We start from the raw sequence: 12,658 nt of genomic DNA, 5'->3' as shown, positions 1-12,658 counted from the left end.
CAATAAAAAACCCGCTGGCAATGTCATTGCCAGCGGGTTTTTTCCATCTAAAACAGCTTATTTCGACGTCGTTGCCTTGGCGCCGCTCTCGCCCTCTTTCGCCACCTTGGCGAAGTCGCCGGCCGTCACGATAGAGACGGCCGATGGCTTCAGGTAATCGCGCAAGCTCTGGTTCACTTGCGCCAGGGTCAATGCTGCCACTTTCGCTTCCAGGTCCTTGTCGTACGCCATGGTACGGTCTTGCGCAAGATAATCGGCCAGACCACGCGCCAGGCCGCTGTCTTGCGTGCGGCCCACTTCTTCCGATTGCAGCCAGCCTTTCTTCGCCTCGACCAATTCCTCTTGCGTGAAGCCGTCGGCCAGCACCTTGGCGATCTCCTCGCGCAGGGCCGCTTCCACCTTGACCGTGTTTTGCGGCGCGCTGATGGCGTACGCCATCCAGTAACCGGCTGGTTCGCGCGACGGTACCGTCACTTGCGAGCCGACGCCGTACGACAAGCCTTCCTTCTGGCGGATGCGGTCGGCCAGGCGGCTGCGCAAGGCGCCGCCACCGAGCATGTGATTGGCGATCAGCAAGGCGGGATAGGTGGCGGCGTCATCCTTGAGGGGAATCGGCTGGATGGCGAACAGCACGCTATTCGCCTTGTCCGGCGTTTCCAGCGTGACTTTTTCGCCACTGACGGACTTGACGGTGTCGACAATGCGAACATACGGCTGCTGCGCCTTCCAGCTGCCATACAAGCTGGCCACTTGCGCCTTCAGCACGGCCGGGTCAAAGTCGCCCACGGCAGCGAAAGTCGCGTTCGCAGCGCCATAATAGGCGCCATGGAAGGCTTTCACATCGGCCACCTGGATGGCTTTCCATTGCGCCAGTTCCGCCGGCAGGGTGGCCACGTGGCGCACATGGCCTTCCGGCGTGGCGTCGAGCAGGCGGCGGAAGGCGTTCACGGCCAGCGGCTGCGGTTCAGGCAATTCCTGTTCCGCGCGGCCCACGCGCTCGCGCTGCAATTCCAGGAATTCCGTTTCGCTCAGGGCCGGCTTTTGCAGCACTTGCGCCAGCAGGTCCATGGCGGCCGGCAAATTTTCGCGCTTGCCCGTCAGCATGGCGGTGACGCCCTCGGCGCCGCCCGTGATGGCCACTTGCGTGCCCAGCTGGTCGAACTTGTCCTTCACTTCCTGGCGCGACAGTTTATCCGTGCCGCGCGACAACAGATTGGCCGTGTAACTGCCCACTTGCGCCTTGCCGCGCAAGCTTTCTTCGCTGCCGATCTGCAATTTCAACACGAGGCTGACGGTATTGCCCTTGGTTTTCTTCGGTAGCAAGGCGCCCTTCAAGCCGTTCGGCAAGGTGAAGCGCTGCGTGCGCGCTTCGATATTGTCGGGGCTGGGATCGAACGCTTCGCCCTGCGCCACCACGGCGCGGCCCGTGTAGCCGGCCAGTTGCGGCGCCACGTCGGCGTAGGCCGGCACCACCGTGCGGTCCGGCGCGTCGGTGGGGATGAAGCGGCCCAGGGTGCGGTTCGAGCTCTTCAGGTATTTCTCGGCCGCCGCCTGCACCTGCGCCGTCGTCAGCTTGTCGAGCTGGTCGCGCTGCAGGAAGAACAAACGCCAGTCGCCGGCTGCCAGCGATTCCGTCAGGGCGATCGTCATGCGCGCCGTGTTCGAGGTGATCAGTTCCACCTGCTTGTTCAGTTGCTGTTTCACGCGCGCCACTTCCGCCTCCGTGATCGGTTGCGATTTCAGCTCTTCCAGCACTTTCAGCATGGCCGCTTGCGCCACGTCGAGGTTGCCATCGACGGGCACCAGCGCGCCGAACAGGTTGTAGCCCGGCTCCAGGTTGCTCACCGAGTTGTATTCAATCTTGCTGGCCAGCTTGGTTTCCACCAGCGCCTTGTGCAAACGGCCGGCCGGGGCGTCCGTCAGCACGTGGCCCAGCACCTCGATGGCGACGGCGTCCGGGTTGCCGGACGGCGCCACATGGTAGCCGGCGCCGACGAACTGCGTGCCGCCGCTGCGGCGCACCGTCACGGCACGTTCGCCATCCTGCACCGGTTCGGCAGTGTAGGTCGGTTCGATCACGCGCGTGGGTTTCGGGATCTTGCCGAACAGCGCATTGATCTGCTTCAAGACCTTGGCTTCGTCGAAGCGGCCCGCCACCATCAGCACGGCATTATCTGGCTGATAATATTTATGATAAAACGCGCGCAGACGGGGAATGTTGACTTGCTCGATGTCGGAACGGGCGCCGATGGTCGACTTGCCATAGTTGTGCCAGTCGTAGGCGATAGCCTGGATGCGTTCGCTGGTCACGCCGATCGGGTCGCTTTCGCCCATCTCGAATTCATTGCGCACGACCGTCATTTCCCCCTTTTGCGTCGTCGGATTCCACAGGTCGTTCTGGTCGATGGCGGCGTTGACCATACGGTCCGCTTCCATCGCCAGCATCTGGCGCAGGTTGTCGTCGTTGGCGGGGAAGGTGGCGTAGTAATTGGTGCGGTCGTACCAGGTGGTGCCATTGAACTGCGCGCCCGTCGAGTTCAGGATCTCGACCGGGGTTTTCGTGCCCTTCCTGACGCCGAAGTTGGCGCTGGGCTTGAACAGCAAGTGCTCGAGTAAGTGGGCCATGCCCGTTTCGCCATAGTTTTCATGGCGTGAACCGACCAGGTAAACGATGTTGGTGGTCAGGGTCGGCTTGCTGGCGTCCGGGAACAGCAGCACGCGCAAGCCATTCGCCAGGCGATATTCGGTGATGCCTTCGACGGACGTGACTTTGACGGCGGCGCGGTTGGGTGCAGCCTTGGCGGTTTTCTGGGTCGGCGCGACGTCCACCGGGGTGGCGGCCAGGATGAAGGAAGGCGACAGGATGCCGGCGGCAAGCAGGAGGGCGGTAATTGGTTTCAAAGCGGAGTCCTGGTAACACTACGTTTAAAAATGCACAGGCGAAAGATGCGCAAGCGCAATGCGATACAAACGCAAACATTGCCATAGGCCCGCGCTGCGTCTTCGCTGCCCAGGGAAATTATTGCACTCACAATTTACGGCATACTTATCAGTTACGCAAGTCCTGTCATCGGGCTGTTATCTGCCCGTGTTATACTTCACGGTTCCAGAACTATCAGCCTGTATATGAGACGAGCTCTCGTCCTGCTCTGCCTTTTTGTTTTCATCGCCCTACCCCAGGCGTTCGCCAGCATGGCCTACGCCAGCCCTTCCCCATTCCAGCATGCAGTCGCGGCCGGCGTTACCACCACGCCCGCCTTCGTCGCCGATTGCCTTGACCCCAGCGCCCATGCGGGCTTGCCCGGTGACAACTGCGACGCCGACGAATGCGACAACGACCCCATCACGCTGTACCCGACCTCGCGCCAGGGCGCGCCTTTTTGCGCCATCATTTGGCAGGCGGGACCGGGCGCACTTGCCGAAGCGGACGCGCGGCAGGTCACCCGGCCGCCGCGCGTCCGCCTCTGAATATATGCATGCAACACCCACGCGCCTGGGGCAGTTAGCCGCCAGGCACGCTTTACACTGATCGACTTTACAAGGTTACACACATGGAATGGTTATTTGACCCGACAATCTGGGTCGGCCTGCTGACGCTGGTCGTACTGGAAATCGTACTGGGTATCGACAACCTGATCTTCATCGCCATCCTGGCCGAGAAACTGCCGCCGCACCAGCGCGATAAGGCGCGCGTGCTGGGCCTGACCCTGGCCCTCGTCATGCGCCTGGGCCTGCTCTCCCTGATTTCCTGGCTGGTCACCCTGACCACGCCATTGTTCTCCCTATGGACATTCTCGTTTTCGGGGCGCGACCTGATCCTGCTCATCGGCGGCCTGTTCCTGCTGTTCAAGGCCACTACCGAGCTGCATGAGCGCCTTGAAGGGGTGGCCCACGCCCAGACGGGTCCCAAGGTCTACGCCGGCTTCGGCCTGGTGGTGACGCAGATCGTCGTGCTCGACGCCGTCTTTTCGCTCGACGCCGTCATCACGGCCGTCGGCATGGTGGACAACCTGTACGTGATGATGGCGGCCGTCGTCATTTCCATCGTCGTCATGATGCTCGCCTCAAAAGTGTTGACGCGCTTCGTCAACGCCCACCCTACCGTCGTGGTGCTGTGCCTGAGCTTTTTGCTGATGATCGGCCTGTCCCTGGTGGCCGAAGGCATGGGCTTCCACATTCCGAAAGGGTATCTGTATGCCGCTATCGGTTTCTCGATCGTCATCGAGTTCTTCAATCAGCTGGCGCGCCGCAATTTTCTCAAGCTGCAATCGAATGCGCCGCTGCGCGACCGCACGGCGCAAGCCGTGCTGAGCCTGCTGGGCGGGCGCAAGGGCCGCGAAGCTGTCGAAGAGCACGAAGTCAAGGAAGCGCTCGACCCGTCCGCCTTCGGCGTGGAAGAGCGCAACATGGTCAGCGGCGTGCTGACCCTGGCCGAACGCTCGATCCGCTCCGTGATGACGCCGCGCGGCGACGTTTCGTGGGTCAACCTGAACGACAGCCGCGAGAAGATGCTGCAACTGCTGCGCGAAACGCCGCACAGCATGATTCCTGTCTGCAATGATGACCTGGACAATGTGATCGGCATCGCGCGCAGCAAGGACCTCATCGAAGATCTCGTGTCGCACGGCAAGATCGACCCGGCCAGCATGCGCGAAGCCATCGTCGTGCCGGAAGCGGCCGGCGTGCTGAAAGCCATGGAAACCTTGAAGCGCTCGCGCGGCCAGCTGGTGCTGGTGGTCGACGAGTTCGGCACCGTGCAAGGCGTGCTGACGCCCATCGACATTCTCGAAGCCATCGCCGGCGAATTCCCCGACGAGGACGAGCAACCCGACGTGGAAGTACTGGGCCGCGGCCACTGGCGCATCGACGGCGCCACGGACCTGCATTACCTGGAGCAAGTCTTCGAGACGGAGTCACTGGTCAGCGAAGATGGCGATTACAACTCACTGGCCGGCTTCCTGCTGGCGCACTTTGAAAACATGCCGGCCGTGGGCGAAGTGCTGGAACTCGATGACTTGCGCTATGAAATCGTCGAGGCCGACGAGCGCCGCATCGCCTGCGTGGACGTACGCCGCATCGAACCCGATCACAGTTTGTAACACATTGGCAAGCGTGCCCCGCTTGCCATGCCGTATGCTGGGGTCTGCCCTTTTTGGAGACGCCAACATGAACCACTCCCTGCTACGCCTGAGTTTGCTGGTCTGCGCCGCCATCGGCGCGCACGCCGGTGCCCAGGCTGCCTCGCCGTCCACCACCATCAAGCCGGGCCTGTGGCAAGTCGACAGCAAGATGGCGTCGCCCGATGCCGCTACCGACAACGCCATGTCCATGGTGCTGCAGCAACTGGGCAACCTTCCTCCCGATCAACGCAAGCAGCTGGAAAACATGGCCGCCAGCCGCGGCATGGCCATGCCCACCGTGGGCGCCGATGGCGCCGTGCGCGTAACGGCGTGCGTGACGCCGGAAATGGCTGCGCGCAAGCAGATTCCCACGGGCCAGCCCGGCGATTGCAAGTCGACCAATACCGACACTGCGGGCGGCATGAATGTATCGTTCACCTGCGCAAACCCGAAATCGAGCGGCGAAGGCCAGGTGCGCTTCAGTGGCGACCAGGCTTTCAGCATGCAACTGGCGGTGACCACCAGCGCGCGCGGCACGCCGGAGCAGGTGAACGTCACAAGCAACGGCAAATGGTTGGGGGCAACGTGCCCTGCGCCATCAACCGCTGGCGCTCAGAAGCCGTGACGGAAGCCTATGTTAATGGCGCGCTGTCATCCTGCACCGGCCGCCTGGCGGGCGCGGCTGCTCAGAAGCCATGACGAAAGCCCATATTAAAAGCGGCGTCGCCGCGTCCCGCGTCGCTGGCATTGCCCACCGTGTAGCGGGCGCCGTTCTTGTTGTGGATCTTCGCGTAAGACGCGTAGAAATCGCTGCGTGTTGACAGCGAGTACGTGAGACCGACGGCCACCTGATTGGCATCACGGTTGGCCAGATCGCGGTCATCCTTGCGCACGTACGAGGCCAGCAGCTTGAAGCCGCCCACGGGCACGGATACGCCCAGCAAGGTGTCGCGGCTATCCGACGACGACATCGACAGGGCCAGCGAGCTGTACGCATTGCTGGGGTCCCACGGCGAACTGCCATAGCCCTTGTTCACGCCCACGGCGGCAAAGGCGGTGGCCACTTTGAGGTCGATATTTGCCGCGATCAGAGTGTTGCGGGCCGACATGTCGATGGCGGGCAGGGTGCCTGAGGCGAGGATGAAGTTGTTCTTGCGCTGGTGCGACACGCTGATATTCACGGCGCCGGCCGAATAACCGAGCGTGGCACCGTACGCGCGGTTGTTGGCGCTGCTGTACGGCGACTCGCCAAAGCTGTAGATGGCGCTGGCGGACACGCCGCGCAAGGCGGGCGTCACGTATTTGACGGTATTGTCATAGCGTTTCACGCTGTAGCCGGCCAGGTTGCTGGCACTACCGGCCATGCCGCCCTTGAACGGGTCGGCCACGTCGGTCAGCGTCAGGTATTGCAGGTTGTACTGGCGACCCAGGGTCAGCGCGCCCAGGCGGCTGTCCAGGCCCACGTAAGCCTGGCGGCCGAACAAACGGTCGTCTTCCGACTGCCCCGTGTCGTTCTGCACGCCCGCTTCCAGGGCAAATACGGCGGACATGTCATTGCCCAAGGCTTCGCGGCCCTGCACGCCCAGGCGCGAGCCGGATGCCACGCCGCCGGACACCTTGCTGCCGGCGCAACTGGCGGCACAGCCCCGGTCGACAACGATACCCGCGTCAAGCACGCCATACACGGCAACGTTACTGGATGCGGCATTGCTCGCGCCATCGGCAGCCTGGGCCGCTGCGCCCAGCGCAATTGGCCCCATCCCTATCACAGCCAGCGCAAAATACGAGGTCTTCATGATAAATATCTCGGTAACGTGAATGAAACTTTCCGGTATTGATCAGGACATGCGCTGTGTGTCTGATCTTAGTGTTACCTTATCCTCGCTTTTTGTCCATCCATCAGTGCGTTGTGCAACAGAAACTTCAGCTTAGCCCCGGGAAACACGTCGCGCACTGACAACACGCAAGAGTGACCATGATTGTGGTACTAGCGGCAAAATGGCGTTAAAAGCAGGCCCTGCCGTAAAGCAATGTTCGGTAGCGAACGTTGCGCGATTTGACGCAGGCGGTACACTACTGGTTTTACCGACAGCGGCTCGCCCGTTTTTCTGCATGCTAGCTATCCTCGAACGCATTGATCCCAACTCCAGCAATATCGACTTGCTGGTGGAATTGTTCAACTCTCTGCGTCCCAAGCGCCCCCACGACAGCGCTACCGCGATCGCCAACGTGCGCACCCTGCGCCAGCTTCTCAAAGGTAACCGCGCGCAAGCGCGCGCGCTGCACGAATACGTGCTGCGCGTGCTGGCCGCGCGCCGCCACGCCAGCTTGTACACGGACATCGGCGTGCTGTCGAACAGCGGTTTCTTCACCGAATTGAAACGCCGCATCGCCTACCGCATGCTGCCACCCGCCCTGGGCGAAGAGTATCTGAACGACGCGCTCGACCAGGTGCTGTACCTGAAGACCGATTATTTGTGGATCAGCAACGTGCCCGCCACGGATTGGCTGGAACTGTTCGACGTGCTCACCAGCGACGATATCGAACTGGCCGTCGGCGATGGCAATATCATGCTGCCGGGCATGCTCGATGCCATCCGCACGCTGTCCTACCGCGTCTGCGCCATGGGCCTCGAACCCGAACTGACGCGTTTCCACAATGAAATCGAAGTGTTCCAGTCGCCATTCATGGTGCAGAACACGGAAGTGAACGCCTACCTGGACGCCTACACGAATCTGCTGCACGGCAATATCGAGCACATCGAGGACGCGCGCCATTTGCTGGTGATGCTGGACCAGTGCGATACCGTCATCGCCAAGATCCGCAAGAAGGCCCTGTACCAGGGTACCAGCATTCCCCTCACGTATTTATTGGTGGCGCTGGCGCAAAGCATCGACCGCCTGCGCAAGCTGTTGTTCCTGGTCGACACGAGCGGCGAGCTGCCCAGCTCCGCCAACGTGGACATCGCCGCCATCACGGTGGACGCCACGCAAGACTTGCTGCACCCGCAGCCCGTCAGCCGCCGCCGCGCGGGCGCCGTCGCACTGGCGCTGGAACTGATACGCGCGCATAACCACAAGTACAAGGTCAGCGACCTGTTTTCCGACAATATCAACTTGCTGGCGCGCAATGTGACGGAAAACGCCAGCCGCACGGGCGAACACTACATCGCGGAAAGCCGGCGCGAGATGGGCGCCATGTTCCTGTCATCGGCCGGCGCCGGCGTCATCATCGGCTTCATGGCCCTGTTCAAGATATTGATGTCGTATTTGCGCTCGGCACCGCTGGTCGAAGCATTCATGTTCAGCATGAATTACTCGATCGGCTTCATGTTCATCCACTTGCTGCACTTCACGGTGGCCACCAAGCAGCCGGCCATGACGGCCTCGCGCATCGCCGCCGGTCTGCACAGCAAGGATGGCCGGAATATCGACCTCGACAGCATGGCGGAACTGATCAACAAGGTCTTCCGCACGCAAAACATGGCCGTGCTGGGGAACCTGGCGACGGCCATTCCCACGGCCTGGCTGATCGCGCTGGGCTACAAGGCGATCACGGGCCACAACCTGGTGTCGCCGGAAAAAGCCATGCATTTGCTGCACGATATCGACCCCATCGGCAGCCCCGCCATCTTCTACGCCATGATTGCCGGCGTGTGCCTGTTCGTGGCCGGCCTGATTTCGGGCTACTATGACAACCAGGCGCTGTACACGCGCTGGGCGCAGCGCATCGCGCAATTGCGCAGCCTTGGCAAAGTGATCGGCCAGGAGCGCTTGCAACGGCTGGGCCTGTACCTGGAAAACAACTTGGGCGGGCTGATGGGGAACTTCTATTTCGGTATCCTGCTCGGTTCCATCGGCACCCTGGGCTTCCTGATCGGCTTGCCGATCGATATCCGCCACATCACCTTCTCGGCCGCCAACTTTGCGACAGCGCTGGTGGGACTGGACCACAACATGAGCTGGCAACTGGCCGTCAAGTCGCTGTCGGGCATCTTCGCCATCGGCACCACCAACCTGCTGGTCAGCTTCGGTTTGGCCCTGTGGGTGGCCCTGCGTTCGCGCCAGGTGCGCTTCAAGCACGGCATGCAATTGTTGAAGATTCTCGGCAAGCGCTTCCTGCGCTCGCCCATCGTCTTCTTCTTCGGCTCGAAAAACCCGCCACCACTGGCATTGGCCGATGACTCGGCAAACCTGTCACCCACGACCAAGGCTCAAAAATGACCGCCAGGCGCATGCAACCCTGCCTCACCGCCCTATTGCTGTGCTGGACCCTGGCGGCATGCGCCTCGCTGCCCAATGTCAAGAACCTCAACACCACCCTGGAACCGGTGGCCAGGCCGAATGTGATCACGGGCAAGGGCGCCTTGCTGAACGTCAACAGCCGGGCCGCCCTGCTCAACAAGCGCTGGGCCAAGTCCGGCATGGACTTGAAGACCCAGGCCGCGCTGGAAGAAGCGGCCACGGGCGTGCCTTTGATCAAGGGCAACAAAGTAACCCTGCTGTTTGACGGCCCGCAAACCATGGCCGCCATGTTCCAGGCCATCAGTGAAGCGAAGAGCAGCATCAACCTGGAAACGTATATCTTCGACCAGGACCCGCTGGGCCTGAAGTTTGCCGACATGCTCATCGAAAAGCAGCAGGCGGGTGTGACGGTGAACGTCATCTACGATAGCGTGGGCACCATCGGCGTGCCGCAAGCCTTCTTCGAGCGCATGCGCACGGCCGGCATCCACCTGGTGGCCTTCAACCCCGTCAATCCTGCCAAACTCAAGGGCGATGAGTGGAAAATCAATAACCGCGACCACCGCAAGGTGCTGATCGTCGACGGCAAGATGGCGTTTACGGGCGGCATCAATATCAGCGATACCTATGCCAAGAGCTCGCTGTTCCGCTCGAAATCGAAGCCCACCGACAAGAAGGACGTGGGCTGGCGCGATACGCACGTAAAAGTGGAAGGCCCGGCCGTGGCCGCCTTCCAGTGGCTGTTCATCCGCACCTGGGCTCAGCAAGACCAGGCCGACTTGCCGGACGCGAATTATTTTCCGCCCCTGTCGGAAGTGGGCGACAAGCTGGTGCGCGTAGTGGCCAGCGAGCCGGACGGCGGCTTTGAAATCTACAAGGCGTATATTTTAGCCATCCAGGAAGCCAAGAAATCCATCCACATCACGTCCGCCTATTTCGTGCCCGACCAGCAGACGGTCGACGCGCTGGTCGCCGCCGCGAAACGTGGCGTGGATGTCACCGTGGTGCTGCCGGGCGTGTCCGACAGCGGCTTGGTGTTCCATGCGGGACACGCCCTGTACGACCAGTTGCTGGCCGGCGGCATCCGCATCTTCCACTTGAAACTGGCGGTGCTGCACGCCAAGACGGCTGTCATCGACGGCGCCTGGTCGACCGTGGGCTCGACCAACATCGACATGCGCAGCTTCCTGCATAACAGCGAACTGAACGTGATCGTGCTGGGCGACAGTTTCGGCCGTGAAATGGAAAACGCCTTTCAGGAAGACTTGCGCGACTCGGAAGAGATTACCCGGGCAAAATGGGAAACGCGGCCCATCTCGGACCGCATGAAGGAGTGGGCGGCGCGCTTCATGAACTACTGGCTGTAAGGGAGTAGCCGTCAAAAAGTCCAGAGCGTTGTTGCATTGCCTCGCCGTACTATTCGTACTGTCTTCGGCAACGCGCCTAGCCTTGGCCATTTTGCCGGCCACTCCTGCTGCCGACTTACGATGGCGCAGGTCGGCGTAGGTCGGATGACACGGCGTACCGCCGCTAATCCGACCTACGAGATACTACAGCGGCCGCAAGCTGGCCCACACGCCGCCCTGGCGCTCGAACGCTTCCGTGCTGACTTTTTCAAAGTCGGCGCTGTCTTCATTCCAGCTGTAGCGCTCGACTCTGATGCAGCGGTCTTCGATGCGGATGACATTGAAGGAGTTAGACTCGCCCCTGCCCCGCGTGGACGTGGCCGTGCCCGCCTGCACCATCAGGGCAGCGTAGCCGTCGATCTTGTAGCGCGCCGAGGTATCGCCCGCATGGCTGGCGTGCAAATGGCCGGCCAGCAACAAGTCCACGCCGCATTCGGAAAACATTTGCAGCGCCAGCGGCGCGCGGTCGACCAGATCATCCTTGTCGAAGTGCTCGGGCAAGTCAAATGGATGGTGCGTGACGATGATGCGCGTCAAACCGGGCGGCAAACGGCCCAGGCGTTCACGCAGGACATCGATCTGCTCGTGGCTGATACGGCCATCCTTGAACGTCAGGGAGCGGGCCGTATTGATGCCCAGCACGGCAATTTCGTCGTCCACATACTCGGGCGACAAATCGTCCGTCACATGGCGCCGGTACTTCACCAGCGGCGTCAAAAAGCGGGAAAATACGTTATACAGGGGCACGTCATGGTTGCCCGGCACCACGATCTGCGGCCCCGGCAAGCTGTCGAGAAAGTGCCGCGCTGCCTGGAACTGGGCGCTGCGGGCGCGCTGCGTCAAGTCGCCCGAGACCACCACCACGTCCGGCTCCAGGCGCTCGACCAGCGCGCGCAAGGGTGCCAGCAGGTCCGCATCGACCCTGCCAAAATGCAAGTCGGACAAATGCACGAGGGTACGCATGGCCTTACTCCCTGGAAGGTGCCGGCGCAGGCACCAGCACCGCCAGCGCGGCCGTGCGGATGCGGTACTGCAGCGGCGTATTCATGATGGTCACTTCGCCATCGGTGGCCACGCGCAGGCGCCGGTGTTTCGTGGCGATCTCCAGGTCGGTGGCCGTCAGCACGTCGAAATCCTTGGCTTGCGATAACTTGCCAAACAGCGCGTGCAGTGCCAGGCGCACCAAGCCCAGGCGGCCCGGACGCTGCGCCACGTACAGGCTCAGCTGACCGCCATCGAGCCGCTCGCGCTCACCGATAGTCAAGCCTTCCATCAGGTATTCATTATTACCGATGAACACAAACGGCGTGCGCCGCGCATGCACGGCATCGTTGAGTTTCAATTGCACGCTGAGGAATGGATAGCGGCGCAAGGCGGCCAGCAGGGCCCAGCTGAAGGCCAGCCACTTACCCCTTCCCAGCCGGCGTTGCTGCTTTTCGCGGTCGCGCACGATGTCCGGATACAGGCCCAGGCTGGAATTGTTGAGGAAGATGCGGCCATTCACTTCGCCCACGTCGACTTTGTGCAGCACGCCCTGCGCCACATTGGCGATGGCCGCATCGAGGTCGAGCGGGATACTCAAATCCTTGGCGAAATGGTTCAGGGTGCCTAGCGGCAAGACACCAAACGGCGTGCCGCTGCCGACGACGACGGACGCCACGGCATTGATGGTGCCGTCGCCGCCACCGGCCACGACGATGGGCGCGCCATCGCGCAGGGCCTGCTCGGCCGTGGCGATCATCTCGGCCCCGCTTTGCGCCAAGGTGATGGCGGCGTCAAGCCCCACGGCCAGGAACTGTGCTTCGAGCTGCTGCGCCCAGTCGGGCGCATAGCCACAGCCAGCGCCCCCGTTGATGATGACTGCAATTTTGCTCAGGATCTTTCCCC

Annotated in this window: 9 protein-coding genes; 5 read left to right on the top strand and 4 right to left on the bottom strand. The window is 62.0% G+C overall.

Annotated features, from left to right (window positions below):
• Positions 1-57: 57 nt before the first annotated feature.
• Entirely contained in the window at positions 58-2,901 is a 2,844-nt protein-coding gene (locus tag ACQ4W7_RS12195) for a M16 family metallopeptidase (RefSeq protein ID WP_436530747.1), read from the bottom strand.
• 225 nt (positions 2,902-3,126) lie between these two features.
• Here ACQ4W7_RS12195 and ACQ4W7_RS12190 point away from each other — a divergent pair, with 225 nt between their 5' ends.
• The 3 genes from ACQ4W7_RS12190 (at position 3,127) to ACQ4W7_RS12180 (ending at position 5,745) form a co-directional block, all read left to right on the top strand.
• On the top strand, positions 3,127-3,468 hold the full coding sequence (locus ACQ4W7_RS12190; RefSeq protein ID WP_426072478.1) for a hypothetical protein: 342 nt from the start codon (positions 3,127-3,129) through the stop codon (positions 3,466-3,468).
• 83 nt (positions 3,469-3,551) lie between these two features.
• Complete coding sequence (locus tag ACQ4W7_RS12185) at positions 3,552-5,099, top strand: TerC family protein (RefSeq protein ID WP_436530745.1); 1,548 nt, start codon at positions 3,552-3,554, stop codon at positions 5,097-5,099.
• A 67-nt stretch (positions 5,100-5,166) separates the two neighbouring features.
• Positions 5,167-5,745, top strand: coding sequence for a DUF3617 domain-containing protein (locus ACQ4W7_RS12180; RefSeq protein ID WP_426072480.1), 579 nt, complete (start codon positions 5,167-5,169; stop codon positions 5,743-5,745).
• A gap of 61 nt (positions 5,746-5,806) precedes the next feature.
• Here ACQ4W7_RS12180 and ACQ4W7_RS12175 read toward each other — a convergent pair whose 3' ends face one another.
• Positions 5,807-6,916 carry a porin gene (locus ACQ4W7_RS12175; RefSeq protein WP_436530742.1) on the bottom strand — a complete coding sequence of 370 codons (1,110 nt, stop codon included), beginning with the start codon at positions 6,914-6,916 and terminating at the stop codon, positions 5,807-5,809.
• Positions 6,917-7,232: 316 nt separating this feature from the next.
• Here ACQ4W7_RS12175 and ACQ4W7_RS12170 point away from each other — a divergent pair, with 316 nt between their 5' ends.
• A complete protein-coding gene (locus tag ACQ4W7_RS12170) occupies positions 7,233-9,344 on the top strand; it encodes a site-specific recombinase (protein ID WP_436530740.1) in 2,112 nt (703 codons plus the stop codon).
• Between the two features lie 11 nt (positions 9,345-9,355).
• Positions 9,356-10,732, top strand: a complete 1,377-nt coding sequence (gene cls, locus ACQ4W7_RS12165) for a cardiolipin synthase (RefSeq protein WP_426072483.1) — start codon at positions 9,356-9,358, stop codon at positions 10,730-10,732.
• A 183-nt stretch (positions 10,733-10,915) separates the two neighbouring features.
• Here the strand turns inward: cls and ACQ4W7_RS12160 are convergent, their stop codons facing one another.
• Positions 10,916-11,734, bottom strand: coding sequence for a metallophosphoesterase family protein (locus ACQ4W7_RS12160; RefSeq protein WP_436530737.1), 819 nt, complete (start codon positions 11,732-11,734; stop codon positions 10,916-10,918).
• Between the two features lie 4 nt (positions 11,735-11,738).
• Positions 11,739-12,647: a diacylglycerol/lipid kinase family protein gene (locus ACQ4W7_RS12155; protein WP_426072560.1), complete on the bottom strand. Its 909-nt coding sequence runs from the start codon at positions 12,645-12,647 to the stop codon at positions 11,739-11,741.
• Between the last annotated feature and the right edge of the window lie 11 nt (positions 12,648-12,658).

This window comes from Janthinobacterium algoris (genome assembly GCF_051380935.1).
Classification (GTDB): domain Bacteria; phylum Pseudomonadota; class Gammaproteobacteria; order Burkholderiales; family Burkholderiaceae_D; genus Janthinobacterium.
This window is presented reverse-complemented; position numbering and strand designations above follow the sequence as displayed.